Origin of the sequence: Streptomyces avermitilis MA-4680 = NBRC 14893 (assembly GCF_000009765.2) — a bacterium.
GTDB lineage: Bacteria > Actinomycetota > Actinomycetes > Streptomycetales > Streptomycetaceae > Streptomyces > Streptomyces avermitilis.
Window position 1 is genome coordinate 354,845 of the sequence record NC_003155.5, and the last position, 26,705, is coordinate 381,549.

At 68.3% G+C, this 26,705-nt stretch carries 21 protein-coding genes, 1 tRNA gene and 6 pseudogenes; 12 read left to right on the forward strand and 16 right to left on the reverse strand.

Going from position 1 to position 26,705, the window contains the following annotated elements; all coding sequences use genetic code 11:
- Positions 1–212: 212 nt before the first annotated feature.
- Positions 213–1,154, forward strand: a pseudogene (locus SAVERM_RS01980) (IS110 family RNA-guided transposase); the annotation flags it as partial.
- On the opposite strand, the gene SAVERM_RS44185 reads toward SAVERM_RS01980, so the two are convergent.
- Both SAVERM_RS44185 and SAVERM_RS42585 read right to left on the reverse strand, forming a co-directional pair.
- Positions 1,107–2,261 carry a YbfB/YjiJ family MFS transporter gene (locus tag SAVERM_RS44185; RefSeq protein ID WP_010981740.1) on the reverse strand — a complete coding sequence of 385 codons (1,155 nt, stop codon included), beginning with the start codon at positions 2,259–2,261 and terminating at the stop codon, positions 1,107–1,109. The pseudogene SAVERM_RS01980 and the gene SAVERM_RS44185 sit on opposite strands and share 48 nt — an antisense overlap.
- A complete protein-coding gene (locus SAVERM_RS42585; RefSeq protein WP_154696709.1) occupies positions 2,258–2,422 on the reverse strand; it encodes a hypothetical protein in 165 nt (54 codons plus the stop codon). The genes SAVERM_RS44185 and SAVERM_RS42585 overlap by 4 nt, the downstream gene beginning before the upstream one ends.
- Before the next feature lie 509 nt (positions 2,423–2,931).
- On the opposite strand from SAVERM_RS42585, the gene SAVERM_RS01995 reads away from it, so the two are divergent.
- From SAVERM_RS01995 to SAVERM_RS44195, 6 genes and pseudogenes are all read left to right on the forward strand, one after another.
- A tRNA-Val gene (locus SAVERM_RS01995) sits at positions 2,932–3,003 on the forward strand.
- A 116-nt stretch (positions 3,004–3,119) separates the two neighbouring features.
- Positions 3,120–4,961, forward strand: coding sequence for a DUF2207 domain-containing protein (locus SAVERM_RS02000; protein WP_159029056.1), 1,842 nt, complete (start codon positions 3,120–3,122; stop codon positions 4,959–4,961).
- A 34-nt stretch (positions 4,962–4,995) separates the two neighbouring features.
- Complete coding sequence (locus SAVERM_RS45225; RefSeq protein ID WP_255344998.1) at positions 4,996–5,121, forward strand: hypothetical protein; 126 nt, start codon at positions 4,996–4,998, stop codon at positions 5,119–5,121.
- A 409-nt stretch (positions 5,122–5,530) separates the two neighbouring features.
- Complete coding sequence (locus tag SAVERM_RS44190; RefSeq protein WP_010981742.1) at positions 5,531–7,114, forward strand: tetratricopeptide repeat protein; 1,584 nt, start codon at positions 5,531–5,533, stop codon at positions 7,112–7,114.
- Positions 7,115–7,717: 603 nt separating this feature from the next.
- Positions 7,718–8,326 (forward strand): YdeI/OmpD-associated family protein, encoded by a 609-nt coding sequence (locus tag SAVERM_RS02015; protein ID WP_010981743.1) that lies wholly within the window; start codon positions 7,718–7,720, stop codon positions 8,324–8,326.
- Positions 8,327–8,629: 303 nt separating this feature from the next.
- Positions 8,630–9,182 (forward strand): annotated as a pseudogene (locus tag SAVERM_RS44195) (IS701 family transposase); the annotation flags it as partial.
- Positions 9,183–9,201: 19 nt separating this feature from the next.
- On the opposite strand, the gene SAVERM_RS02020 reads toward SAVERM_RS44195, so the two are convergent.
- The 3 genes from SAVERM_RS02020 to SAVERM_RS02030 form a co-directional block, all read right to left on the reverse strand.
- A complete protein-coding gene (locus tag SAVERM_RS02020; protein WP_010981744.1) occupies positions 9,202–9,567 on the reverse strand; it encodes a VOC family protein in 366 nt (121 codons plus the stop codon).
- A gap of 10 nt (positions 9,568–9,577) precedes the next feature.
- Complete coding sequence (locus SAVERM_RS02025) at positions 9,578–10,183, reverse strand: TetR/AcrR family transcriptional regulator (RefSeq protein WP_237528694.1); 606 nt, start codon at positions 10,181–10,183, stop codon at positions 9,578–9,580.
- A 298-nt stretch (positions 10,184–10,481) separates the two neighbouring features.
- Positions 10,482–10,889 carry a nuclear transport factor 2 family protein gene (locus SAVERM_RS02030; RefSeq protein ID WP_037652774.1) on the reverse strand — a complete coding sequence of 136 codons (408 nt, stop codon included), beginning with the start codon at positions 10,887–10,889 and terminating at the stop codon, positions 10,482–10,484.
- 70 nt (positions 10,890–10,959) lie between these two features.
- Between SAVERM_RS02030 and SAVERM_RS02035 the strand changes: the two genes are divergently transcribed.
- Positions 10,960–11,895 carry a LysR family transcriptional regulator gene (locus SAVERM_RS02035; RefSeq protein WP_042492650.1) on the forward strand — a complete coding sequence of 312 codons (936 nt, stop codon included), beginning with the start codon at positions 10,960–10,962 and terminating at the stop codon, positions 11,893–11,895.
- An 88-nt stretch (positions 11,896–11,983) separates the two neighbouring features.
- Positions 11,984–13,678: pseudogene (locus SAVERM_RS02040) on the forward strand (ISAzo13 family transposase).
- A gap of 97 nt (positions 13,679–13,775) precedes the next feature.
- On the opposite strand, the gene SAVERM_RS41005 reads toward SAVERM_RS02040, so the two are convergent.
- From SAVERM_RS41005 to SAVERM_RS02060, 4 genes and pseudogenes are all read right to left on the reverse strand, one after another.
- Entirely contained in the window at positions 13,776–14,648 is an 873-nt protein-coding gene (locus SAVERM_RS41005; protein ID WP_063773991.1) for a hypothetical protein, read from the reverse strand.
- A 343-nt stretch (positions 14,649–14,991) separates the two neighbouring features.
- A pseudogene (locus tag SAVERM_RS44200) lies at positions 14,992–15,288 on the reverse strand (transposase domain-containing protein); the annotation flags it as partial.
- Positions 15,289–15,478: 190 nt separating this feature from the next.
- Positions 15,479–16,063: pseudogene (locus tag SAVERM_RS02055) on the reverse strand (transposase); the annotation flags it as partial.
- A 101-nt stretch (positions 16,064–16,164) separates the two neighbouring features.
- The gene (locus SAVERM_RS02060) at positions 16,165–17,793 is read right to left on the reverse strand and encodes an IS4-like element ISSav1 family transposase (RefSeq protein WP_010981750.1); all 1,629 of its coding nucleotides are present in this window, start codon (positions 17,791–17,793) and stop codon (positions 16,165–16,167) included.
- 144 nt (positions 17,794–17,937) lie between these two features.
- Between SAVERM_RS02060 and SAVERM_RS02065 the strand changes: the two genes are divergently transcribed.
- Both SAVERM_RS02065 and SAVERM_RS02070 read left to right on the forward strand, forming a co-directional pair.
- Positions 17,938–18,222 (forward strand): transposase, encoded by a 285-nt coding sequence (locus SAVERM_RS02065; RefSeq protein WP_371861211.1) that lies wholly within the window; start codon positions 17,938–17,940, stop codon positions 18,220–18,222.
- Entirely contained in the window at positions 18,219–19,136 is a 918-nt protein-coding gene (locus tag SAVERM_RS02070) for an IS3 family transposase (RefSeq protein WP_010981752.1), read from the forward strand. Before SAVERM_RS02065 ends, SAVERM_RS02070 begins: the two co-directional genes overlap by 4 nt.
- Before the next feature lie 40 nt (positions 19,137–19,176).
- Here the strand turns inward: SAVERM_RS02070 and SAVERM_RS02075 are convergent.
- The 4 genes and pseudogenes from SAVERM_RS02075 to SAVERM_RS02085 all read right to left on the reverse strand — a co-directional run.
- Positions 19,177–19,662 (reverse strand): annotated as a pseudogene (locus SAVERM_RS02075) (helix-turn-helix domain-containing protein); the annotation flags it as partial.
- A gap of 9 nt (positions 19,663–19,671) precedes the next feature.
- Positions 19,672–19,920 carry a pentapeptide repeat-containing protein gene (locus SAVERM_RS45715; RefSeq protein ID WP_369407254.1) on the reverse strand — a complete coding sequence of 83 codons (249 nt, stop codon included), beginning with the start codon at positions 19,918–19,920 and terminating at the stop codon, positions 19,672–19,674.
- A complete protein-coding gene (locus SAVERM_RS02080) occupies positions 19,830–20,738 on the reverse strand; it encodes an IS982 family transposase (protein ID WP_010981754.1) in 909 nt (302 codons plus the stop codon). Before SAVERM_RS02080 ends, SAVERM_RS45715 begins: the two co-directional genes overlap by 91 nt.
- Before the next feature lie 85 nt (positions 20,739–20,823).
- Positions 20,824–21,762: a helix-turn-helix domain-containing protein gene (locus SAVERM_RS02085; RefSeq protein ID WP_037644670.1), complete on the reverse strand. Its 939-nt coding sequence runs from the start codon at positions 21,760–21,762 to the stop codon at positions 20,824–20,826.
- 276 nt (positions 21,763–22,038) lie between these two features.
- On the opposite strand from SAVERM_RS02085, the gene SAVERM_RS02090 reads away from it, so the two are divergent.
- A complete protein-coding gene (locus SAVERM_RS02090; RefSeq protein ID WP_010981725.1) occupies positions 22,039–23,313 on the forward strand; it encodes an IS701-like element ISSav4 family transposase in 1,275 nt (424 codons plus the stop codon).
- A gap of 123 nt (positions 23,314–23,436) precedes the next feature.
- Here the strand turns inward: SAVERM_RS02090 and SAVERM_RS02095 are convergent, their stop codons facing one another.
- The 3 genes from SAVERM_RS02095 to trhA form a co-directional block, all read right to left on the reverse strand.
- Entirely contained in the window at positions 23,437–24,018 is a 582-nt protein-coding gene (locus SAVERM_RS02095) for a hypothetical protein (RefSeq protein ID WP_010981756.1), read from the reverse strand.
- 357 nt (positions 24,019–24,375) lie between these two features.
- Positions 24,376–25,614: a PP2C family protein-serine/threonine phosphatase gene (locus SAVERM_RS02100; protein ID WP_010981757.1), complete on the reverse strand. Its 1,239-nt coding sequence runs from the start codon at positions 25,612–25,614 to the stop codon at positions 24,376–24,378.
- A gap of 277 nt (positions 25,615–25,891) precedes the next feature.
- Positions 25,892–26,692, reverse strand: a complete 801-nt coding sequence (gene trhA, locus SAVERM_RS02105; protein WP_010981758.1) for a PAQR family membrane homeostasis protein TrhA — start codon at positions 26,690–26,692, stop codon at positions 25,892–25,894.
- Positions 26,693–26,705 lie beyond the last annotated feature (13 nt).

Here is a 26,705-nt window from a genome sequence, read left to right on the forward strand (position 1 = left end):
GGGTTGGCCGCTCGTAGCGTGCCGTAGGACGCCGGGCCGGGTGACTCGTGAACCGTCTGCCGCTCTTCGGGGCTGGCTCTCCCGGGGTATGTCGCCGGTCCGGTGTCCGTCCGCGGTCTGACTCAACAGAGGCGTGTCCCGGCCGGTTGGTTCCGGAAGTCGGCGTGTCGGCCGTGGATGCCCTGTCGTCCGACCGTGAGGAACACTGTCCCGTGATACTGCTCGGTGTTGACCCCCACAAGTCCACCCACACCGCCACCGCCGTCGAGCTGGAATCAAACCAGCAGGTCGGGACGATGCGGATCGAGGCGAGCCTGACGGACTACCGGCGGCTGCTGGCCTGGGCCAAGCGGTGGCCGCAGCGGAAGTGGGCGGTGGAGAACGCCAACGGATTGGGCCGGCATCTCGCTCAGTGGCTCATCGCCCGCGGCGAGAGCGTCGTCGACGTGCCTGCCGCGGCGACCAGTCGGGTGCGCGAACTCTCCCGTGGCGGACGGCGCAAGAACGACCAGATCGACGCCGCGGCCGCCGCCACCGTCGCCTGTTTGCAGGGAGACGGACGGGATGTCGAGCCCGAGGACCACACCACGGCGCTGGCTCTCCTGGACGAACGGCGTGTGAACCTGGCCCAGGCCCGGGTCCGCACGGTCAACCAACTCCACGCGCTGCTGCGTGATCTGCTGCCCGGCGGCGCCCCGACCCAGCTGTCCGCGGACTTGGCCGCCAAACTGCTGCGGTCCGTCCGTCCCGCTGGCGACGTCGAGACCGTCCGCAAGGACATCGCCTGGGATCTGGTCGCCGAGATCCGGAAACTGGACAAGCAGCTCACGGACAATGCTGCCCGGATGCAGAGCCTTGTGGAGGCATCGGGCAGCGCACTGATGGACACCCCGGGCATCGGGCCGGTCATGGCCGCCCGGCTGATCGGCCGCACCCGACAGGCTCACCGATTCCCCACCTCGGCGGCGTTCGCGAACTACGCCGGTGCCGCCCCGGTGGAGATCGCCAGCGCGGACAAGGCCCGCCACCGGCTCTCCCGCTCCGGCGACCGTCAGCTCAACTCCGTCCTCCACACCATCGCGGTTGTGCAGATACGCATGCCGAACTCACCCGGACACGCGTACTACCAGCGCAAACTCTCTGAGGGTAAGACGGCGAAGGAAGCGAAGCGGTGCCTGAAACGCCGCCTGGCCGACCACGTGTGGCGCGTCATGATCGCCGACGAGCGAAAAGCCAAGTCCCTCCCTGCCCATGGGACTTGACAAGACACAGAGGCACCCCGGGTTCGGTAGAGATCTCAGGTTGTGGTTGTGACCTGGGGTTTCGTGAGTTCGGTGTAGCCGGGCCAGACGCATCCACACTGCGCACGAGGGCAGCGCGGCCAGGCCGACCACGATCCAGGCGCCGCTGCCGATCCAGCCGGGGGCACCTTGCTGGAGGGCGGCGACCAGGAAGGTGCCGGCGATGATGTACCCGATGCCCTCAAGGACGTAACTGGTCAGCAGGGCGGTGAACCAGCGGTGCGTGCGCGGCCGTTCGGCCGCAGCGGTGGCGGCGGGAGCCGTGGCCGCCGCGCCGCGTGGGACCAGATTCCAAGCGGCGACGGTCAGCAGCACGGTGAGCACGGCGCAGGCGAACCAGGCCGTCTGCCAGGAGCCGGCCTGCTGCACCGCCACCACCATCAGCCCGGACAGGGCGATACCCGCGCCGACCCCGCCGAAGGCCCAGCCGGTCATGTGCGCGGCGAGCCCGGCCAGCATGGCACTCGTAGCGATCATGAAGACGAGGGCGCTGGCCGCGCCCGCGATCAGCCGCAGTGCCCACCAGGCGCCGCTGTCGTGGGTCAGGGGCATCAGAGATAGGGACGCGGCCAGGACCAGCAGTCCGGTACGCAGGGCGGCCGTCGAGCGGAGCAGCGCGGGGGCGGCGATGCCGAGCAGGGCTATGTGGGGCTGGAAGGCGGTGTGGATGACCGGGCGCAGACTCAGGCCGCGCAGGGCGAAGACGGAGGCGATGGTCCAGGCGAGGACGGCGATGCCGGTGGCGACGGTGCGGCCGTCGGCGGGGGAGGCGGACCACACCATGCCGACGCTTGCCGCTCCCCAGAGGCTGTAGGTGATGCGAGCGCCGGTGCTGTGGAAGAAGCCGCCGACCAGGCCGAACAGGCCGACCGCCTGCCAGAAGGCGTAGACGGCGGATCCGCTGACGGCGAGGCCGTCGGTGTGCTGGGCGATGTACGTGCGGATCGGGGTGTCGATCACTGCCCAGAAGCTGTTGGAGGTCTCGACGCCAGCTGGGTCTCCGGGGTCGCGGTGGCGATCCGGTGGGCCACGGCGGAGACGATGTCGTCGGCGGCGTCCAGCATGATGATGAACGCGCACACGCTGGCCAGGCTGAGCGCCGCCTTGATCCAGTTGGCCATCCCGTGCCAGCCCGCGAACCGCGCGTGCCGGACGTCTTCCCATCGCCAAGCCGACGGGTTCGCGGATTCTCGGGGTGGAATCGCGGGGAACCGGAGGGGGACGTGGCGCCCGCTGGCGGAGTAGCCGACGGGTTGGGGTGTGAGACTGGTGAGCTCGCATGTTCAGGTGTCGCGTATTCGCGGCCGAGCCCAGATGGGGCTCGCGCTGATTGATCTGCGCGAGCTCGGCGGCACCCGGCAATCTGCTGGTCGGCGATTGGCATGATGGGCAGCGGCAAGTCTCAGGTGTCTCTAGAGGAGCGACTATGGCGTTCGAGACCGGAGTCGCCGAACGGGACCGGGGCCCTTCGTACGGTGCGGCATCGGGATTACGCGTCCTCCCCCTTCGGTGCTTCGGAGCGCCGCAATCGTGTCGAACCCGGCCGTCAGCAGGAGCGCGGCCGCGATGCCGTGGGAGCCCGCGGCAGCCGCGATCACCCAGAGGAGCAGCGGGACTTCAGTCCGTTCCCGGGCGATTAGCTCAGTGGGAGAGCGCTTTGTTCACGCCGAAGAGCTCACTGGGTCGAACCCAGTATCGCCCATCGGGAAAGAGCCGGTCCGCATGATGCGGACCGGCTCTTTATTGTCGGTCCGCGGCCGGGATACGCTTCCGATCTTCGTGGGGCTGGGGAGGCCCCGTGATGTGGGGGGTGTTTCCTTGAGTGCCGCAAAAGACGAGAGCCCCAGGGACATTTGGACCCTGGCCCGCAGACGCAGGATCAACGACCCGCTCGCGATCACCTTTGTCACGCTGTTGCTCGGCGGTCTCGTCGCGCTCGGCTGGGTGAGCGGGAACGTGGAGCGCGTCAACACCATGTGGGTGGGCGCCGAGGTCGCCGCGGACGGCAGTGTTCGGGTCACCGAGGTCATCGACTACGACTTCGGGTACCCCGACGCGACTCGGCACGGCGTCTACCGCGACGTGCCGGGTCTGTACAGCGACCAGGAGACCGCCAAGGTCGTCGCGACCATGGATGGCCACCGCGTTCCGTGGGAGTTCGACGCGGGCGACTACTACGAGGAGCCGGACGGCCGACGGGAGATCGCCACCCGCGTCAAGGTGGGCGACCCCGACCGCTCCGTCACCGGCGTGCACCGGTACCGCATCGAGTACACGCTCACGGACGTCGTGAAGAACGGCAAACTCGCTTGGGACGCCGTCGGCACGGGATGGCGGGTGGACCGCTCCGACGTCGAGATCCATGTCGTGGCGCCCTACGACCTCACCGGCACGCGCTGCGTGCAGGGCACCAACGGGTCGGAGGACGGATGTACGGCCAAGAAGGCCGCACCCGGCCACCTCGCCGTCACGCTCGACAAGCTCAAGGGGCGTGAGGGCGTCACTCTGTACACCTCCCGTGGGGCGAAGCTGACCGGCGCGAAGCCCGCCCTGCCCGCGCTGCCCTCCGGGAAAGCCGTCGGCGCCGCCGTCCCGCATCCGCTGTGGGTGGGCCTGCTCGCCTTCCTCTTCGCCCTGGCCTGCGCCCTGGTGACGGTTCAACTGCTGCGCTTCCTCGGCCGTGACCGGATCGCCGAGGAGGGCACTGACGGGGCGCCCGGCAGGACCCGGCGTGTGGACCTCGACCGGCGCGCCGCCTCGCTCACCCCGTCCCTCGTGCCCCCCGAGGGATTGACCCCGGCCCAGGGCGGGATCCTCCTCTCCGAAGGCGTAGGGCACCACCACAAGGTGGCCTGGCTGCTGGGCGCGGCCGCCGACGGCCACATCACCGTCGAGGGGACCGACCAGCACCCCACGCTGAGACGCCGGGATCCGGCCGACGCCCCGGCGGACCCGGTCGCGAGAGTCGTCTTCGGCAGCATCTTCTCGGGGCGCGACACCTGCACCCTGGGCTGGTACGACCCGCAGTTCAGGTCGGCCTGGGAGAGTCTCACCCGCGCGCTGGAACAGTGGCAGGCGGACAGCGGCCTGTGGGACGCGGCCGCCGCGCGTCGTTCCCGTCTCGGACGGCCCGTCGGCCTCGCCGCCACCTTGCTCGGCTTTGTCGTCGCAGGGCTCGGAGCCTGGGTCGGCGGCGGCCGGAACGCGGTCGGCTGGCCGATCCTCGCCGTAGGCCTGATCGCCGTGAGTGTCGGCTACGCGCTGCGGCGGCGCTCCTGGGAACTTGAGACCCGCAGCCCTCGCGGCGCCGCCCTCTGGCTCCGGACCGAGGCGTTCCGGCGTTACCTCGCCGACCCGGCCGCGCTCCAGGCGGACGAGCCCCTGGACGAGGAACGGATGGAGCTGTACACGGCCTGGGCGGTGGCCCTGGACGTGGGCCAGGCCTGGGAGAAGGCGATCGCCGACTCGACCACCGTCCCCGAACACCGGTCGGCCGTGACCTCCCGGATTGCCCCGGCCCTGGCCGTGGGCCTGCTCCTCCACACCGCGCGCGCCAGCACCGCCCCGGCGTCCAGCAGCGGCGGTGGCGGAGGAGGTGGAGGCGGTGGTGGTGGTGACGTCGGCGGTGGCTCCGGGGGCGGCGGCGGCGGCTCCTGGTGACGTCACCCGTGTAACGAAGGCGCCCGCCTTCGCAGTGCTCGGCGCGAACTCCCGCTTTGGCCTGGTGATGGCCGCAGGCTTCGCCGCCGGCGCGGTGCTGGGCGTGCTGCTCCTGGGCGTGTTCTCGGACCTGGTCCTTTTATCCCCGTGCTGGCAGTGATCCTGCTCGCCTCGGCGGTCAAGTTCGCCCGTCACGACTGACGGGGGCATGGCCGCCGCTCAGCGGGGGCTTGATCAATCTCAGCGTGGAGGCCGCCGGGTGGATCCAGCCCGTCGACACCTTGCGAGCAGCCGGTCGGCCGGTATCGCACCGTCACCGTGGCGCTATTCAAGCTCGCGGAGGTCCGAGCGCTGCAGGATCAACCTCAAGGACGCGCGAGGCTCAGCGGAACCAGCGTGAATATCTGCGTTTCACCGTCTGTGGTCACCGGGGGCATATCGGCTCCAGGTTCCGCCGGCTTCGGTAACGGGCCGTGCGGGCAGTCTGTCGGTCCCATTTGGGTCACCGGTCAGCACGGAACAGCGATAGGTGCGGGTAGAACCTGGGGGGCCAGGAGTTCCTGGACGCGATGGCGCGGCGCAAGCAGGTCGATCCGACGATGGCGTTGCTGGAGACCGCGATCAAGGCGACGGCGAAGGGCGGCATCGGCAAGCTGCGCCAGCGCAGCCGGGGCCAGGTGCCGTACTACGAGGAGTACCCGGCGCTGAAGCGGGAGACGTGGCGCCCCGACATCCGGGCCGCCGTGCTCGCGAACCAGCGCGTGGGCCTGCACCGCAAGCTGATGAAGACGGCGGCCGCCGCCGACCTCTACCCGACCTCCATCGGCACCGACGCGATCGTCTACCCCTCGCCCGGCCCGTCCCCGCTGGACATCCTGCCGCTCACCAACGAAGGCAAGCCCGTGCCGGGCACGTTCCGGCTCGGTGTCTCGCTGATCCGTTCCGCCGTACGCAACGCCGACGACACCACCGATGACCGCTGGAGTGAGCGCGACTGGCAGCAGGCTGCGCAGCGCGCCTTCACCGCCCTTGGCGAACAGCACCGCAACTCCCCCGGCTCGGTAGGCTGCTGCTGGTTGCCTGCCTGCGCCAGGGCCTGCGCCTGGCCCGCGACCACCGACTGGACCTCGGCTGGCTCATCCCGGCGGCCTGGACCTGCGTCAGCGACTCCGTGTGGGAACCCCCTCGCCCCACCCGACACCGACAGCACGGGACTGGACACGGCCGCCGACGCCCTGGTCGAACTCCTCAGCGCGCTCGCCCGCCGTCAGCACCAGCACCGCTCGCGCACCGTCGCCCGCCTCACCACAGTCATCAACAGCCGCCTGCTCCCTGACGACCTGCAGCACATGGCTCTGTACTACCGGGCCAAGGCCCACCGCGATCTTGGGGACAGCCCGGCCTCCCGCGCGGGCATGCAGGCCGTCGCCGACAGCCAGGGCCGCCTCGCCCCCGCCGCCCGACGCGGACTTGCCCATCTCGCCCGCATGGCCGGCGACTTCCCCACCGCCCTCACCACCGCCCACACCCTGGGCTGGGAAGGCCGCCACCACCGCGTCCAAGGCGACACCTGGTGGCCCCACGGCGACATGGACCGCGCCGCCGCCGCGTACGCCGCCGCACGCGACGAAGCCGAACACCACGGTGTCACCGGTGAGCGCGGCAACAGCCAGGCCCACCGCGCCTTCGCCCTGGCCTTCACCGACCCGGCCGTCGCCGACAGCGAGCTCGCCCTCGCTGAGCAGCTTCTGGCCGGTGTGGATCTACGCGCCACCACCCTGATCACCCATATCGCGGCGCTCGCCCGCGACGCCGGCCGCACCGACGCCGACATCGACGACCGCGCCCAGGTGCTGCGCGCTGAGATCCGTACAGCGGGCGTGACATACACCGAGCTCGCCCTGGACCTCACCCTCGCCTTCCACCACGCCGTCCGCAACGACCAGGACCAGGTGGCCACGACGATCGCCTGGCTGCGCGAGAACACCCGCAGCGGCGCCTTCCCTTACTACAGCGAGATCGCCGCCTTCATGGCCGGCCTGCCCCTGCCCCAGGCCTCCAGCACTCGGTGGATCGACGACGAACCGGCCACCCGCCAGCGCTGGCACGCCCTGGTCACCAACCGCCGACAGCACCTCCACACCCAGCGATAGCCCAAACGCCCGCCCCTGCGGCGGTGCCGCTCGGTACAGATCGGGCTCGGTGTCGCGGCTGGGTAGGGCCGTCATGACGTCCGGCTGGTCAGGTCAAGCAGTAACGATGATCCAAATAGAGAGACCGGCTCCAGCCGCCGGCGATGACGCCATGGAGCGCGATCCACACCACGTACAGCCGGATCTTCCGCAGGCGGGAAAACGCGCACGCTGCTTGTCGGACGTCGCTTGCAGGGCAGGCTCAATGCCGAGATCCGGGAACTGCTCCGCGACCTTCTTCCGCAGCCCTCTCGCCTGTCCAACGTGAAACGCGCAGCGCTCATGGAACTTGAGGCAGGCGAACACTCCGTAGAGCCCAAGCACCATCATCGGAACGAGCATGGATGGGCGAAGGCCAATCTTGGCGATGAAACCCAAACCCGCTGTCGGCGCCTTCCGTCGGCCAGCCGCTCAACACGCGCGACGGACACCCCGTCGAGGTTGAGCAGCAACGTCGTATCGTTGACCAAGCCCGTGGCTCCTGCATGATCGTTCTGCGTCGAAAACAGAGATGATCAAGCAGGCCCACGGGCATCCCGCATCCGGGGCCGTGCCGAATGTCTCATGACAATCGGCCGGGTGTGGTTCGCTGCTGGGGTGACTCAGGACTTGGAGATCGTCGCATTCGAATCCGCCGAGGCATTCCAGGCATGGCTCGGCCAGAACCACGCCGTTTCACCCGGCATCTGGCTCAAGCTTCGCAAGAAGGGCCCCGGTATCGCCGCGCTGGACTACACCCAGGCGCTCGACGTGGCACTCTGCTACGGCTGGATCGACGGCCAGAAGGCAAAGTTCGACGACCAGTGGTGGCTCCAGCGGTTCACCCCGCGCAAGCCGCGCAGCAAGTGGTCCAAGGCCAACCGGGACAAGGTGGCCGCCCTGATCGAGCAGGGCCGGATGCATCCGCCGGGACAGGCCGAGGTGGACCGCGCCAAGGCAGACGGCCGCTGGGAAGCGGCCTACGACGGCGCGAAGACCGCCACGGTGCCGGACGACCTCACGGCGGCCCTGACCGCCGACCCGGCCGCGGCGGAGTTCTTCGAGACACTGGACCGGCAGAACCGCTACGCGATCCTGTACCGGATCCAAGACGCCAAGAAGGCCGAGACCCGGGCGCGCCGGATCGAAAAGTACGTAGCGATGCTGGCGAAGGGCGAGAAGCTGCACCCGTAGTCACGGAGAGGGACCGTGGCCTGTGCTGCCCTGGACTCCCGGCGCGCCTGCGGCCCCGGCAGCAGCCACCAACCGCCGTCGCTGAGCGTAGAGAAAGGCCAGAGGCCCTGAGCAGGCGCACCGCTCAAGATCGAAGACCCACCAATTGTTATCCACTGGCTCGCCCGCTGGCGCCTTGAACTCGCGCTTCGATCACCGATCCTGTAACGCGCTCAGTTGCCATGGCGGTGCTTCCTCAGGAGGAGGGCGGTCCCCCACTCCGTCCCAAGGATCTGCGGCACCGCCAACGTCAGCAAATGTCTCTTGTCCGCCGCGGCGGGTGCCAAGGGGCACCGCTTCTACGACTGGGCCCTCATCGACCTCGCCGAACCGGGCCCGGGCCGTCACCAGATGCTGATCCGCCGCAACCGCACCCCCGGCCAACATGCCTACTACCGCTGTTTCTCACCCGAACCGGTGCCTTTGGCCGAGTTGGTGCGGGTTGCCGGATCCAGATGGCGGGTGGAGGAGACCTTCCAGAGCGGGAAAGGGGCTGGCCGGGCTCGATGACACCAGGTCCGCCGCTATCCCTCCTGGGCCCGCTGGGCCACCCTTGCGATGCTCGCCCACGCCTTCCTCGTCACCGTCCGCGTCGAGGAACATGCCCGTCGGCCCGCACCCGATGGGCTGTTGCCGCTGTCCTGCAACGAGATCCAGCGCCTGTTCATCGCACTCATCGTCCGTCCCGTCCACGATGCGGCCCACCCCCTAGTCCGACTGGCGGCGGCGCCATCAAGCCCGAGCCCGCGCCGGCCATTACCGTCGGCAGGAGACCGGTGGCCGAGCACGGCAGGCGCCGTTGTCGGCCACTGTGTGATTGCAGTGCCGGATGGCTGCTACCTGGGGGACATGACTTCGTAGAGGTTCCCCGCGTCATCGGTGAAGTACAGGCCACGAGGGCACAACGGGTGGTCGATCCGACCGTTGTCGGGCTCGCTGGGATCGTTGCCATAGGGCACCCCGGCGGTTCGGAGCCGGTCGAGGATCGAGTCGAAGGACGACGGGTCCACGTCGAAGGCCAGGTGATGGCCGACCGGATTCTCGACGGACATGAAGTCCAGCGTCAGAGAATCGTTGACCTGCACCGGCGCGAAATGCCGATCTGCACCTCGATAGTCCAGTCCCATGACGGAGGCGAAGAAGCGTGCTGCCGCCTCGTTGTCGACGGCTGGAACGATGGTGTGGTTCAGCGTGATGGACATGCTCTGCCTCTCAGTTCTCGACCGGCTGGGACAGGACGCCGTGCAGGAAGACGTGGATGAGGTCGTGCACTCCCAACTGCGTCGACGAATCCGCTGACTCGCCTCCTACCGGCGGCCTGCCATTCCCGACGAACAGCAGACCCAGGAAGATCAGTGCTGCCTGCTCGGGAGGCAACCGCAGCGACTCCCGTTCAGGTTCGAAGAGTTCGGCCAGCGCCTCTCGTACGGGCAGGGAGCCGGCCGCACGATCAGGCGGCGCCTCTGAGCTGCTGGGACGGCCACTTCGTCCCCGCCCTCCCGTCGCATGAAGCGCACCGACCACCGCGCCGACCCGGTCCAAGTGGGCATGCAGCGCAGAGGCAGCCTCGGTCAGCCGGGCAACGAGCGGCTGCTCCATGGACACCAAAGCGAGTTCATCGAGGGCATGGGCCGGGCTGAGAGCCTCCGTCACGCATGCGTCCAGGAGCTCCTCCTTGTCCGCGAAGACGCGGAAGATCGTGCCCTCCCCGATGCCTGCGGCCTGAGCGATCTGGCGCGTCGTTACCGCGCTGCCGTGCTCGATCACGAGGGGAAGCGCAGCACGAACGATCATTTCCCGGCGGCTGTCGGGGTCCATTGCCGGCGCTCTTCGCCGACTTGGTGTTGTCGTCATGGCCACAAGATACCGGAGTGAGCACTCACTCCGGTCAAGGGGCCGCCGAACGGGAGGGTGAGCTGCCCGCCCCGGCCGCCCTGTCGGACGTCTGGCGATCACGATCTACAACTGGAGCTGGAGCTGGACATCGTCTTGCGCGACAAGCACAACGGCCCGCCGCATCCGGCGTCACGAACTTCCACGACCTGACGTGACGTCAGCCGAGTGCCCTCCGAAACACGGCTCTGACCAGCAGTGACAGCGAACTGCGACTGGGGTGCTAACCGGCGGGGCGGTCGAGGACCCGTTCGACTAGCGCCGTGTCGCAGTATTCGGTCACCTCGGTAAGACGCCCGTCGGCGACCCGGAAGATGTAACAGTACGTCTGGTGGTAGGGCTCTCCCCGTTTGGTGGTGGCGTATCCGCGGGCTTGGACCACGACGCGGTCGCCGTCGGCAAGAATGAGGTCTGCCTCGCTACGGTATTCGCCCTCGAATTGCGCCATCAGTGGTCGCAGCAGCCCGCCCACCGCGACTGACTTGGGTTCCCAACTACCGGCCCATGACCAGTTCCCTGGAAATATCCACCGGAAGTCCTCGGCCATCGCCTCGCTCATCGCACGGGAGTTTCCCCGGGCCATCTGGTCGAAGATGTCCTCGAGGAGTTTCTTGTTGCGTGCAGTATCCATGCGGATGAGGTTACCTGCGGCCAGGTATGCGTCAAACGCCAGTCTTGCATATGTGCTATGACTATTTCGCATGAGTGATTTCACGGTCGTGGGTCTGCGCGTGGTCCGAGAGGCGGCTCGCTACGGCTCCTTCTCGATGGCGGCCGAGCGGCTGGGCTACACGCAATCGGCCATCTCTCGCCAGATCGCGCTCATGGAGCAGGCGGCTGGTCAGGCACTGTTTGAACGCCGGGCCCGGGGCGTACAGCCGACCGACGCCGGCTGGATCGTCGTCCGGCATGCCGACAAGGTCCTCGGTGAGCTCCACGCCGCCCGGCAAGATCTCGAAGATCTTGGCACGCACCCGCCTGGCCGTTTGCGTGTCGGAGCGTTCTCCACCGCCATGGCTGCGTTGGTGCCTCGGGCTATCGCCGCCCTCATCAGGCGGGAACCACAGGTGCGGGTGCCGCTGCGCGAAGGGACAACTGCTGCCCTTGTGACCGCTGTTGCCCGAGGACGACTCGATCTCGCCGTGGTGACCCCATCCGAGTCCCTGCCCGAGGGCGTGGAGGCGACCCTAATACTCGACGATCCACTGTTCGTGGCGGTCGCGCCGGAACACCCCTTCGCCGGCCAGGCAAGCGTCACCACCGCAATGCTCAGACACGAACGGTGGATCGCCGGCAGCGCCGAGCCGGGCTCAACCCTCCTCGGCACGTGGGCCGATTCCTCGTGGCAACCGAACATCGCGTTCGTCGCCCGCGACTGGGTCGCCAAACTTGGTCTCGTCTCCGCCGAACTTGGCATCACCGTCGTTCCCGGCCTCGCCGTGCCGGCACTACCCCCTACCATCGGCGTCGTACGCATCGACCATCCCGCCGCGGTACGCGCCACCGCCGTGGTACATCGTTCGGGCATCCCAGACGACCGCCGTCAGCGAGGCTTCACCGAGACGCTGCGGGACGCTGCGGCCCAACTGTCGGCCGAGGTCCGACACCGGCCACGCCCGGGCCGCACAGCTCACTGACGATCACGGGCCTTGACCCAAGGCCGGGTAGTTAGGGCTTGCCGGGAAACAAGCCGTCGCTTCCGGCTCTGTGGATCGTTGTTGTGGCATGGGGAGTCCGGAGGGGATCGAGGCGGCTCTGGCCGCAAAGTTCGGGACGTTGTTCCCGCATCTCGACGAGCGGCAGCGGCGGCTGGCCATAGGAGCAGAAGCACGGTCGCTGGGCCATGGAGGCATCAGGCTCGTCGCTCGTACGGCCGGAGTCCGGGAGGGGACCGTGTCGCGCGGGGTGACGGAACTGGAGTCCGGGGAGGCGCCGTTGGGTCGGGTGCGTCGGTCCGGTGGGGGCCGCAAGCGTGCGGTGGACCTGGATCCGGGCCTTCGGCCCGCATTGCTGGCCTTGGTGGAACCGGATGTACGCGGGGACCCGATATCGCCGCTGCGCTGGACGACGAAGTCGACCCGGCAACTGGCTGCCGAGCTGACCCGGCAGGGGCACCGGGTCTCTGCGGACACCGTGGCGGCCGTGCTGCGCGAGGAGGGCTTCAGTCTCCAGGGCAACGCCAAGACCATCGAAGGTGCCCAACACCCGGACCGGGATGCGCAGTTCCGCTATATCAACGACCAGGCCAAGGACTTCCAGGCCGCCGGAGACCCGGTGATCAGCGTGGACACCAAGAAGAAGGAGTTGGTCGGCAACTACAAGAACGCCGGCCACGAGTGGTGCCGCGAAGGTGATCCGGTCCGGGTTCGCACCCACGACTTTCCCGATGCCGATCTGGGCAAGGCGATCCCCTACGGGATCTACGATCTGGCCGCGGACGCGGGCTGGGTCAACGTCGGCACCGACCATGACACGGCAGCCTTCGCCGTCGCCTCCGTCCGCCGCTGGTGGCACGCGGTTGGGCGCGACACCTACCCGCGCTCGCACCGACTGCTGATCACTGCGGACGCGGGCGGTTCCAACGGCTACCGCACCCGGGCCTGGAAGTTCGAGCTGGCCGCGCTGGCTGTCGAGACCGGCCTGGAGATCACTGTGTGTCACTTTCCTCCGGGCACATCTAAGTGGAACCGAATCGAGCACCGACTGTTCTCCCACATCACGATGAACTGGCGGGGCAGGCCGCTGACCAGCCATGAAGTCATCGTGAACAGCATCGCAGCGACCACCACCCGCACGGGACTGACAGTCCGCGCCGTACTCGACACCGCCGTCTACGAGACCGGCGTCCGCATCAGTGACGGACAGCTGAACGCCCTGCCACTGAGCCGCCACGACTAGCACGGCGACTGGAACTACACCGTTCACCCACAAGAACACCGCCGGGACGGCGTCCTTCCTATTCCACCCCAGAACGAAGCCGGCTCCGGCCGCGACTGGCTGACCCATCCCGCTCTCACCGGCATCCCGCACGAGCAGTGGGACTGGTTGGTCACCGAGTTGGCAGCAGCCCGCGCGGCTCAGCGGGAAGCAGACCTCCATCAGCGACGCGGCGGCGACCGGCAGAAGACCCCCGCCGTCGGCCTCTACACCGGCCGACGCCCCGGCCTCACCCTCGTAGACCGGCTCCTGGCCACCATCCTCTACCAGAGGTTCAAGCTGCCCCAGGTCGTCATCGCCCCGCTCTTCACCGTGACACCCGTGACCCTCAACCCGGCCATCAGTCAAACTCGCCGACTCCTCCACGACATCGGACACGCCATCGAACCCGCCGAGACACCACTGGCCACCCTCGACGACCTCATCGACCTCGCCACACACCTCGGCATCCCCGCGCCAGAGATCAAGACAGCGAGTTATTGATCGGCAAGCCCTTAGCGTATTTCCGCTGATGGCAAGAGGGTTGAGCGAGTTCTCGGGCTGCTGTAGCTGGCGGGGCCGGTCTTGGTGATGAGTCCGTTTACGGCCCATCTGTCGAGCTGTCGGTACATCGTGCTGAGGGTGATGTCGCCGAGGTGGCGGGCGAGGTCGCGAGTGTGCCACTGGCGGTCGGGTTCTGCGTGAAGGAGGTCCAGGACGCGCTGTCTGCGCCGGTCGGCGGCCGGTGTGTGTCGATCGTCGTGCGAGACGGTGGGCAGGTCGGGATCGGGTTCGAGGATGGTGACGTCAAGGTCGGTGACCAGGCGGCTTTTGTCGGGGCGGCCGTCGTCTTGGCGTTCGGCGTACCGGGAGACCGATGACCTGACTTTTCGGGTGCTGATGCGGGGGCGCCGGTGCGGGAGGAGCCCGGCCAGGACCCGGTTGCCGATGACGCGGTGGTGCGGGTGCCCAGGGCGCCGGGCTTGATGACGTCGGCGGCCTGGACCACGAGGTCGCGGGCAGTGTGGATGGCTATGGTGAAGCCGCAGCGGTCCGGGTCGGTGCCCGGCCGGGACTCGGCGGCCTCCACCATCACGGTCCGAAGTGCCTGGTAGAGGGCGAGCAGGGCCCACATCTCCTGCTCGACCCCGACCGGGTCGCCTGAACGCAGGACCCGGCCGTCTGTGATCGTGTGACGCAGAGCAAAATACGCCGACTCGTGCTCCCACCGCTGGTGGTAAAGGGCAACGAGGGCCGGGGCGGGGTAACGACGAGCATCGGTCAGCGTCGTGACCAGCCGATAGGAGTTGGTGAACGAGCAGTCGTCATAGATCACGGTGATCTGCGCTTCCACGACGCGTACCGGGACGGTGCCGATGACCGAGAGGTAGGAGCCATCGGTGAGTCGGCTCAGGACCGGGGTGCGTCGGTTGGCGCGCAGCCGGCCCAGGAACCTGGCTCCGGTGTCGTGCACGGCGGCGAGGAAGGCGTTGGCGTCGAAACCCTTGTCCCACAGGACCAGCCAGCATGCCGGGGCCCAGGTGGTGCAGGAGCCTGCGAGCGTAGGAGGTCTCCCCGTCGCTGGGAGTGCCGAACACGGCACCGATCAGGGCACGGGTGCCGGTCTCCACCAGGGTCATCAGTTCCAGCATCGGATACCCGCCACGGCTGCCAGGTCCGAACCACTCCACGTTGCGCTCGGTATCGGGGAGCTTGATCGAGCTGCAGCCGTCGAAGGAGGCCATCCGGAACGGCCCGAACCGCACTCCGGGAGTCACCGGCTGGGCGAGCGGGCCGGCCAGGGTCTCGAACACGCGCTTCATCGGTTCTGCACCGAGCCGTCTGCGCAGGTCACGCAATGCTTTCGCAGTTGGCTCCGCGACCTCGAACCCGACGCCCGTAAGGGCTGCGGTCAGCTTGTGCCAGACCAGCCGGTAGCCGACCTCCGGGAACAGGCACATCGCGAGAAGGAAGTAGACCCCGACCCGCGAGGGCAGATCCCGTAACCGGCGCTGCACGCAACGGGTTTCATCCAGAACGGCATCGACGAGGTCGAACGGTATGACCTGCGTCAACTCGCCCAGATGACCGGGCGCGAACCGGCCCTCAGCCACGGTGAACTGACGGGTGACCCTCGCCAGACCGGGTGGCAGCGCACAATTACGCGTGGGCAACGGGGCTCCTCAACGGCCGGAAGTCTTGGCGGACTACCTGACCAACGCGGCCCCGTTGCCCGCGTTCCTACCCGACACCGAATTCCCTTGCCACCAGCGGAAATACGCTACTGACTTCGGCGTTTTTGGGTCAGTTCGGTCTGTCGAGAGCGAGGCCTGTCCCGGCGAGGAACCCGTCGAGGATGCCGTGCAGGTACTGCAGTGCCTTGAGCCGCCTGCGGAGCAGAGTCTCCAGCTCGTTGAGGGTGCGGGCGGCCAGGTTGGCCAGGCTCCGCTTGATATGCGCCCACAGGTCCTCGACGGGGTTGAGCTCAGGCGCATACCCGGGCAACAGGACCACTGTCAGCCAGTCCCGGCCGGCCACGAGCGCCTTCATCGTCTTGGAGATGTGGGTGTTCAGCCGGTCCCACACCACGATCAGCGGGGCCTTGAGCAGGTGGTGGGCGCCGTCGAGCAGGTGGATGTAGTCGCTCTCGCCGAGCGAGCGCCGCTCGCCCTTGCGGCCGGTGTGCCGGCGCAGCCGGTAGCACAGGCGGGCGGGCAAGGCGGGCCGGTAGCACAGCAGCCCGGCCACCGAGAGCCGTCCCCGGCTGCGACCGGGCACTTTGACCCTCGGGGTGATGCCGCGTCGGCCCCAGGTGCGGCCCTTGGGCGGCCGGCCGGTTACGCCCGCTTCGTCCTCGAAGCAGATGAACGCGCCGGTCGCCGCCCTGAGCTTCCCCCGAGATGCGGAGTGAATTGACAGAGGGTCAGATGGGACTCATGAGAGGAACATCGACCATGGCTGCTCCCCGAAAGTACTCCAAGACCACGGAGTTAAGGCCGATCCGCGGTTGTCAAATGGGGCGGGACCGAGGGGTGGTGGAGGTCGGGTGTGATCCACTCGGGTTCGAGGGTGTAGATGCCTCGCCCGGTGCGGCGAAGGATTCCTTCGCGGACCCAGCGCCCCAGTTCCGCGCGTAGTCCTCGAGCGTCGTCCAGTCCGATACCGCGGGCGATTTCGCATGCGCGCCAGGTGCGGAGAGGGTTGGTGCGCAGGAGTTGCAGCGTGTGGTCGCGACGCCCGTCAGAGCCGGTGCCGGCGGACGAGTGCACGGTGACGGCGATGCTGGTGATCCTGGAGGCCCCGAAGGCTTGGGCCTGGTCGGGCGGGGCGGCGTAGCGGGAGATCGGGCACTTGACGCGGCGCGGGTTGACGCGGGCCTGGCGGGGTGGGAGTAGATCGTGCAGCAGGGCCGATGTGATGCGCCCTGGTCCGGCGTCTGGCAGCACATTGGCCGCGGTGATGAGCTGTTCCTTGGCGGTCTCCAGGGCGACGGTGAAGGAAGCCCTGTCCGGATCCGTGCCGGGAAGCGTCTCGACGGCCTCGACCATCGCCCGGCGCAGTGCCTGGTAGACGGTCAGATGAGCCCATAGCTCCTGCTGGATCCCGGCCACGTCCTGGGAGCGCAGCACCAGGCCGCACTGCAAAGTGTGGCGGAGCGAGTAGAACGCCGATTCGATCTCCCATCGCTCGTGGTAGAGCTCCACCAGCTCGACGGCGGGGTAGCGGCGGTGATCGGTCAGCGTGGTGGCCAGCCGGTAGTGGCCTTCCAGCCGCAGCCCTTTGGCGGTCGTCACCGCGATGTGCGCGTCGATGACCCTCAGCCGGGTCCCGTTGATCCTGGTCAGGAACGACCCGTCCGGCAGTAGCGCCCAGCGGGCGGGGGTCCGGGTTCCCTTGAGCCGCACCAGCAGCTGTGCGCCGGTGGCCGCAGCCTTCGCGAGGAAGTCGTCGGAGTCGAAGCCCCGGTCGTTGAGCAGCAGCATGCCGCCGTCCAGCAGCGGTAGCAGTTGCTCGGCGTAGCCGGTCTCCTTCTCTGGCGTCGGTCCGAAGACCGCGCCGAGCAGGGCCCGAGTCCCGGTCTCGCACAGCACCATGATCTTCAGCATTGGGTATCCGTCGGTGCCGTAGCGGTGCTTGTGCTTGCCCAGCCACGCACAGACTCGCGGCCGGTCAGGGGCCTTGGTGGAGCTGCACCCGTCGAAGGCGACCGTGCGCCAGCACCGGTATCGCACCCCGGGTGTGATCGGCTGTGCCACAGGGCCGGCCAGCGTTTCGAACAGCAACCGAAGCGGCGCGACGCCCAGCCTCCGGCGAACCTCCCGCAACGCCTTCTCCGAAGGGCGCCGGTGAAGAATCCCGCGCAGCCCGGCGGTGAGCTTGTCCCACACGCGCACGTACCCCAGCTGCGGGAAGAGGGCCAGTGCCAGCACGAAGTACACGCCCACCCTCGACGGCAGCAGCCGCAGCCTGTGCTGGGCGCCGCCGGCGCGTTCCAGCACGTCATCGACGAGTTCGAAGGGTAACTGCTGGGTCAGCTCGCCAAGATGCCCCGGAGCGAAGATGCCGTCGGCGACGGTGATGGACGACGTGAGCGTGACGGTGGAACACTGAACGGGCAACGGGGCTCCTTCGAGTGGGAAGACCTTGGTCGGCTTCCTCGCTCTACCAGGAGCCCCGTTGCCATGACCTGCGCTTCCCCGAAAATCCCGGATCCCGTTGACAACCCCGGATCGGCCTTAACTCCGTGGTCTTGAAAGTACTCGCTGGAGTTGCGTGAGCGTGCGGTGCGGATGTACCGCACCGCGGACCCGAAGCCCCAGATCAAGAAGCTCGCCGTCGACCTCGGCGTCCACCCCGAGGCCCTGCGCGGATGGATCCGCCAGGCCGAGGCCGATGCCGGCGAGCGTGACGACCGGCTCACCACCGACGAACGCGCCGAGCTCGCCGCGCTGCGCAAGGAGAACGCCCAGCTCAAGCGGGCGAACGAGGTACTGCGGACAGCCTCGGCTTTTTTCGCGGCCCAGCTCGACCCGACCCGGCCCAGGTGACCGCGCTCCTCGACGAGCACCCGCACCTGGGGGTCGAGTGCGTACTTCGGGAACTGCACCTCGCCTCCTCCACGTACTACCGCTGGCGCCACGCAGAGCGCGAGCCGTGCGAACGTCGGCGCCGGGACGCGGAACTCACCGAGCAGATCAAGCAGATCCACACGGACTCCGGCGGGATCTACGGCTCACCGCGCGTGCACGCCGTCTTGAAGCGTGAGGGTGTGCACGTGGGCCGCAAACGGGTCGAGCGCCTTATGCGCGAGGCCGACATCGCGGGCATCAGCCCGCGCCGAAAGGGCTTCACGCGCCGGGATCCCAAGGCCACGCTCGCCCCGGACCTGGTCGAGCGCGACTTCACCGCACCCGCCCCGAACCGGCTGTGGGTCACCGACCTCACGATGATCTCGACCGGTGAGGGACCCTTGTGGCTCTCGGCGATCCGGGACGCGTTCTCCCGGAGAGTGGTGGCCTGGGAGACCTCCGCCCGCGCGGACGCGGACCTGGTCCTCACCACACTGGAGTACGCCCTGGCCAGCCGAGAGGTCGAGCCCGGACAACTCGTGCACCATGCCGATCACGGCTGTCAGTACACATCCGTGAAGCTGACAACTCGCCTTGTGAGAGCGGGAGTTGAGGCATCTATGGGCTCGGTCGGGGATTCGTACGATAACGCCCTCGCGGAGAACCTTTGGATGCTCATCAAAACCGAGTGCATCCGTGGGCGCACCTTCACCACCCGCGCCGAGGCCAACCTCGCGCTCTTCGAGTACATCGACGGCTTCTATAACTCCCGGCGCATCCAGAAGCGGCTCGGCTACCTCAGCCCCGTCGAGTTCGAGGAGAAGCACTACGCCGACCAGGCAACGGCCGAACGAACGAACCTGAAACCCCGTCAACCCGCCCTGGCCAGCTGATCAGCACCTCCCGCACACCGGGGGAAGCTCACCCGGAGGGTTTTACCTCCTGCCAGGTCGCCTCCCGCCATGCGGTGATCGCGTCCTCGTTGCGTTCGGCGGCGGGCCGGGCGGGCATCTGCACGCTGAAGCCCATGCGGTGCAGCAGCCGGGTCACCCCGGAGATGCTGTAGGAGAGGTGGAACTTCCGCCCGATCAGCGTGCGGACTCTTGCGGCGGTCCACACCTGGTCATCCCTCCAGCCGTGCGCGGCCGGCCCCTCGTCGAGCCACGTCGCGAGCTTGGCCTGCAGGTGGGGGCCGAGTCGGCAGTCGTAGCCCGGGGGTCCCTGGGAACGCAGTGCTTCGCGCCCGTTCAACGCCCACGCACGGCGCCACTGGTAGACCGACTTCTCGCTCACCCGTAACTCCCGGGCGATGCACGGGACTTTTACGTCCCCCTCGAAGAGGTCAGCGGCCCGCATGCGTACCTCTTCGCGGCGTTTGCGCTGCTCGGCGGTCAGCCCGCCCCCGTCCGGATACCGCATACTTCCGGGCTACCAGCCAAGACGGGCCCTGTCACCAGGTCTGACGAGACCAGACGCTATAACGCCAAGGTCAGTAAGCGTCGCACCGGTGAGGCTCGTCCCCGCGAGATTCGCCCCCATAAGATCTGCCTTCTCTAGATGAATGAGTCCAAGGGGTGTTGTTGCGGTCAGTGATCGTAGGCTGTGAGTGATCGTTTGATGGGCTGTCCAGTTTGGTCGTTGTGCCAGATCGCCGCTGTGAGTGCGAGGATCCGGCACAAGACCCGGGCTGACACTCCTGCAGGGCTCTTGCCGCCGTGTCGTTCCAGGTTGAGCTGCCCCTTGAAGGTCTGATTGATCGACTCGATGACCTGCCGCAGCGGTTTGAACAGGTGTGACCCGGTCGGCTCGGCTTCCCCCTTGCGGGCTGGCCGCAGCAACTTCAGGTGACGCTCGGCAAGGCCGCGCTCGAACTCGCGGCCGAAGTAGTTCTTGTCCCCGATGATCGTCTGCCCGGGGTGAGCGGCGAGGACGTCTGGCGCGGTATCGAGCATGTCGCGCAGTGTTTCGCGCTCGTCCGCCCCGGTGAGTGCGAACAGGACCGGCAGCCCGCCGAGTGTGCACACCAGGTGCAGACGCAGCCCCCAGAAGTATCGCGAGTGTGATGCGCAGTAGCCGTACTGGGCCCAGCCTGCCAGGTCCGAGCGTTTGGCCGTCTCACGGGAGCAACCGCAGCCGACCGGTGTGGAGTCGACCAGCCACACATCGTCGCTCCACAGTGAGGTATCGCGGGCCACGATCCGGATCATGCTGGTGAGCAGTGAGAACGCGGCGCGCAGCCGCTTGTTGTAGCCGGACTGCTGGGGCACGTAGGGAAACAGGTGGCCGAAGTCCCGCCCGACGCGGCGAAGCCAGCGCCGCTCAGAGGTGTATCCGAGCAGCGCCGACATGACCGCGAGCGTGATCAGCTCGGCGTCACTGAGTGTGGGCGTGATTCCGATGGCAGGCCGCCACGGCGCCAGCCACGGTGAAGCCTTCAACTCGTCGTCAATCCGGGCATAGAGTGCCGTTGCGAGGGTGTCCAGGTTGTTAGTCACACATCGACGTTGGACGCCCTCGCCTCATGTCCGCAGGTGATCCTCTGGACTCATTCAGGGATCCGGGGCGTGCCCACTGCGGTGACTATGCGTCACGGCTATTTCGCAGGGCCTGGATGAGCCAGGGGTACACCGGGATCAGGTTCGGTACTACGTGCCAGCCGTTGACGATCCATACCAGCTGCCAGTATCGGTCTACCCGGGGATCGTGCGTCTCTTCGAACTGCTGGGCCATCCAGTCCCGGAATTCCGTGTCAGGGGTGCGCGCGAGCACCTCGGCGAAGCGGTGCACGAGGTCGTCGATGACGGGTGCGCCCCTGTCGTTGAGCGGGTCGATGCCCGCCTCCATGGCCTCGGCCACCTTCTGACGGGTGAACTCCATCAGTTCCTCGCCGGCATCGCATTCGATGTCGAGCGGGCGCCCGGCCGCCTGACGTACGGCCGTCCGGCGCATCCGGGCACGGAAATCCTCGTCGCCGACCAGCTCGGCGAGCTCCACCCACGCGGTGACCTGCTCGCCGGTCGGATCATCGGGGAGGTCGGGAGTGGCAGCGCGAACCATGGCCACCGCGGCTGGGTCGGCATCCACTGTGCCGAAGGTGCCATCCATGAAATCGTCGATCAGACGGCGGCGTTCCTCGCCGGACAACTGCGTGAGCCTGTGCATGAGCTTGGTCTCCTCGGGACTGGACCCGCGGCTGGCCACGACTCGCAGAACACTCCGACGCAGTTGCAGCGTCCGGATCTGGACGTCCATGGCGTCGGCGTGCGCCGCGGCGACTTCCGCCACCGAGAGCTCACGGTCCAGTACCCGTTGAATCGTGGCCAGGTCCATGCCCAGCTCGCGCAGTGTGCGCAGGAGTTCCAGACGGAGCAGTGCGTCGAGGTCGTAGAGCCGGTAACCGGCGGGACTACGGGTGGTCGGCGCTACCACCCCCGAATCGGAGTAGAACCGGATGGTCCTCACAGACAAGCCGGTCCGCCGGGAAAGCTCCCCGATCGAGTAGAGGGTCGTAACGTCCATGTCCCCCACTCTGCTGTCTCCAGTCAGTGGAGACTCAAGGCCATTCCCCAGCCGGGCCCCGACCCAGACGTCCACCGAGTCGCTGAGGCATGCATCGCGTGCTCTCCGCTGACCGCCAAAATGAAACGGGCACGCCTTGCACGTGCTGGGCGGACGATGGCAGCGACATGCGACACCACTCGCTGGCGGTTTACGGCTACGAGCCCTTGGACTCAATCATCTAGTAGGGCTCCGTTAGGTCTGTCTCGCGGTCCTGTTTGGGGGCATGTTGAAGGTGTGGATGCACATGAAGTGAACCGTGCTCGGGCGACGTTGGCATTATTCGTGGCTGACGTGTTCGCGTCGGTGCCGCGTAAGGACCAGCGGGCGAAGGGCGACTGCTATCTGCGGGGGCTGATGCTGGACGGACGGCGTAAGTCGATCCAGCCGATGGCAGAGCGGCTGCCGGATGGCAACGAGCAGAACCTGCAGCAGTTCGTGAACCAGTCGACCTGGGATCCGGTGCCGGTGCGGCGGCGGATCGCGGAGCGGATGGTGGCGCAGATCGGCCCGGATGCCTGGGCGGTCGATGACGTGTCGTTCCCCAAGGACGGCAAGATGTCGGTCGCGGTCGCGCACCAGTACTGCGGGGCGCTGGGCAAGCAGGCCAACTGCCAGGTCGCGGTGAGCGTGCACGCGGTCTCCGACACTGCCTCCTGCCCGCTGCAGTGGCGGTTGTTCGTGCCCCAGGAGTGGGCGCACGACGCGCCACGGCGGCAGAAGACCGGGATACCGCCAGAGGTCGGGCACCGGGAGAAGTGGCGCCTGGCTCTGGACATCTTCGACGAGCTGGCCGGGTGGGGGCTGGTGCCGCCGGTGGTGGTGGCCGACGCCGGCTACGGGCAGAACGCCGACTTCCGCGACGGCCTGGACGGCCGGGGCATCGGCTATGTCGCGGCCATCCGCTCGGATGTGACCGTCCATCCGCACGATGCCGAGCCTTTCGCGCCGCCCTGGTCGGGCAACGGCCGCAAGCCCCAGCCCCGCTACCGCGACAAGCCGTCCTCGGTGGCGGCGCTGGCGACCGGCCACGGGCGGCAGGCCTTCACCGAGGTGACCTGGCGGGAAGGCTCCCGCGGACCGATGCGCTCGCATTTCCTGTCCCTGCGGGTGCGGCCGGCCGGGGTCAAATCCCGACGCCTCGCCCAGGCCGCCGCCACAGACGAAAACTGCTGGGACGGTGTCCTGCCCGAGGTCACACTGCTGGTCGAATGGCCCGAAGGCGCCGAGGCGCCCACCGACTACTGGCTGTCCAACCTGCCCGACACGCTCTCCCTCGCCGAACTGGTCCGCCTGGCGAAGATCCGCTGGCGCATCGAGCACGACTACCGCGAACTCAAGCACGGCCTCGGCCTGGACCACTTCGAGGGCCGCTCCTGGACCGGCTGGCACCACCACGTCTCCCTGGTCACCGCCGCCCACGCGTTCCTCACCGAACAGCGTCTGGCCCCAAAAGCCGGTACAGCGGACTCACCCTCTACCAGACCCTCGACGCCATCCAGGACCTGCTGAACTGCTGGAGCGGCACCTGCACCACCTGCCACCGCCCCCTGCCCAAAACATCCACCACCAGCCACAACCCAAGAGCCAGAGCAACCTAACGGAGCCCTACTAGGGGCTGCGCGAGCAGATCCCTCAAGAGTGCTGCGGGATGAAGGGGGTGGCGGCGGAGCGAGCCCGCTCCCACATGCCGGGCAGCTGCTCCTCAGGACGCTGCTGCTCACCGTGCAGGGCGTTGAGCACCACCAGGCATCCGGTCAGGGCCGGTACCGCCCACTGCGCGAAGGCCAGCTGCCGCTGGGCCGAGTCGATGTCGATCGGATGCCGGGCAGCCTCTTTGGCGTCCTGCGGGTCGGAGGAAGCAGCCAGCTCGACTTTCTTGCCCAGGACACGGCCGTAGGCAGTGGCGGCCAGGGCCGCAGCGGTGACCAGGGTCTTGGCCGTGGTAGAGGCCCCCACGCCCTTCTGGGCGGCGACCCGGTGAGCGTTCACCGCAAGCAGTCCGCCGCCGCCGAACAGGTGCGCGCCAATGGCCGCGGCGTTGACCGGCGTCCACTTCGCCCACCCCGACGAGGCGATCCGTGCCCTGGCCCGGGCCGTCTCGCTTTGGTCCTTTGCTGCTCCGTTGAGACCGACCGCGCCCATGAGAGAGCCGCCGAACCAGGCTGCCAGACCCACATCGTGCAGGCTGCGGATGAGGGTATTGCGATCGGACATGACAGTGCTCCTCGGAACAGGGGACAGGTGCCGACAGAAACGTCGAGCCCCACCCCACCCTCGCCGGAGCCTGGCCCCGCCGCCATCACGACTGACCCGGACGGATGCAAGGCCCCGGAGGGAGCGTCAGGGCAGTTTGGTTGCGAAACGCGGCTACCGAGAAACAGCGCTGTCCTCCAGGATCACGTGACACTCTCGGGCAGGGATGGGCGCCGCCGGGACGGCTGGTTCTGGCCCCAGGATGTGCTTCTCGGCCACTTCCAGGACGCACGTTCGTTCGTGGCCGACGGCGGCTTTCGCGCCGGACAGCTCCCCTGCCTTGCAGTCGTTGCGGTTGCCCGGAACACCCGCCCAGAATCATCGCCCGGGAGTGGTCCGTCCCGTCCTTGACGGTCGTGAGGCGTCGGTGAGGTCGGCGCCGGTGGCGGCGTCACGCTGGGAGTGGTTGGTGCCGTGCCAGTCCAGGCACATGACGGTCGCGTCGTCCTGCAGATGGCCGTCGTTGGCGTCGACGATCGCCGCGATGAGGGTGCGGGCGGCCTCGCGGGGATGCAGCGCGCGGGTGCGGATGATCAGGTCGGACAGATCGAGGCTGCCTGCGTTGCGCTCCAGCATGCCGTCGGTCAGCATCACCAGCCGGTCGCCCGGCCGCAGGTCCAGCGACTGGACCTGGTAGCTGTGCGGGGCGTGGAAGCCGAACGGCATATCGATCTTCGGAGTGATCTCCCGCACCTGTCGGTTCCGCATCCGCAGCGGCCAGGGGTGCCCGGCGTTGATGAACTCGGTTGTGCCGTCGATCAGGCTGATGCGCAGGAGCTGGCCGGTGACGTAGCCCTTGTGGCCGTGCTCGCGCATGGCCTGGTCGGCCTGGCGGGCCTGTTCGGCGAGGTCGGCACCGGCCCGCCGTGCCCGGCGCAAGGCGCCCACCGCAAGGGTGGCCAGCAGTGCGGCGTCGACATCGTGACCCATGGCATCGGTGACGGAGAGCTGGACCGTGTCGCGGTCGATCACGTAGTCGAAGGTGTCACCGCCGACGTGGTCGGCCGGCTCCAGCGCCCCGGCCACCGCGAACTGTGCCGCCTCGCACGCCAGCGAAGCCGGGAGCAGCCGGTGCTGGATCTCCGCGGCCAGGCTCAGCGGGGTGGTGCGGCGGCCCCACTGGTACACGTCGGTGAAGGACCGGTTCGCGATGACGATGTACGCCAGGGCGTGCGCGGTCTCGCCGATCTCCCGCATCACCTCCGCGTCCGGTGCCGCGGGCAGGAACAGTTCGAGGAGCCCGATGGCGTCCCCGCGGTTGGTCACCGGGGCGACGATCCGCACCAGCGCGCCCTGGCCCTTGGCCTCCACGCTCGGCCGCTGGGTGCGGATCACGTCGTCGTACAGGGTGCCCCGCAGCGTGATGCGTTGGGCGGGTTCATCGGTCTCGACGCTGCCCGCCGCCCCCAGTCGTACGACCGAGCCGCCGGTGAAGTCGGTGATCAGGAACGACACCGACGCGGCCCCCAGGTGCTCCTTGAGCATGCGCGCGACCACGTCGAGCGACTCCACGGGCGCCGCTGCCTCCGCCGCCGCCAGCGTCCCCGCGAGAGTCATCGCCCTGCCCCGGCCACTCCCGCTCCCGCTCCCGCTCCGGGGAAGACGAGCGGACCGCCCGCCGTCCGGCTCTCTTGCGGTCACATCGGCTCCTCACTGCTCGATGACGCTCAGGACTCGGCCCGGGATGCTGCGAAAGAGCTTGCCGAGCCCGGTACCGGACAGGCCACATTGCACCACGGGACCCCGGGCACGCCGCGGTTACCAGCCTCTCTCGGACCCTGCGCGGCCAGGGGTCCGCCCCCGAGTCCTGCGCTTCGGCATGCTCCGGACGCGGTTATGTGGCTGCCAGGAGGATGGCCGTGTAGTGCGCGGTGAAGGCGGCGATGGTCAGGGCGTGGAAGACCTCGTGAAAGCCGAACCAGGCCGGCAAGGGGTCGGGGCGCTTGAGGCCGTAGACGACGGCGCCCGCGGTGTAGAGCAGACCTCCGGCGATGACCAGTGCGACGACCGCGGTGCCGCCGGTGCGTGCGAAGTCGGGCAGGTAGAAGACGGCCACCCAGCCCAGGACGATGTAGCACGGGGTGTACAGCCATCGGGGAGCCCCGATCCACAGCACGCGGAAGGCGATGCCGGCCAAGGCGCCCGCCCACACCACGGCCAACAGCACCAACTGCTCGCCTCCGGGCAGCAGCAGTACCGCCAGCGGGGTGTACGTGCCGGCGATGATGAGGAAGATGTTCGCGTGGTCCATCCGCCGCAGGACCGCCTCCCCGCGCGCACCCCACGTCCCGCGGTGATAGACCGCGCTGGTACCGAACAGCAGGCAGGCCGACAACGCGTACACCGAGCACGCCGCCACCGCCGCAGCCGAACGCGAAACGGCGATCAGCACAATGCCGCCGACCAGCGCGAGGGGGAACACGCCGGCGTGCAGCCAGCCGCGCAGCCTCGGCTTCAGCGCAGCCGTCGCCCGCTCCACCCCGCCTTCCAGGCCGGCGGCTGGCTGCCGGGCAGCGAGCTGGCCGGTAGCGCTGGCAGGCGCATCAACCACGGGGGTGGACAGGGCGTCGGTGGTGTCGGGGCGGGGCTGGAACTCCCGTCCGTGTGCGGGCGGCTGAGTATCTTCGGCGATCATGCGCTCATATTCT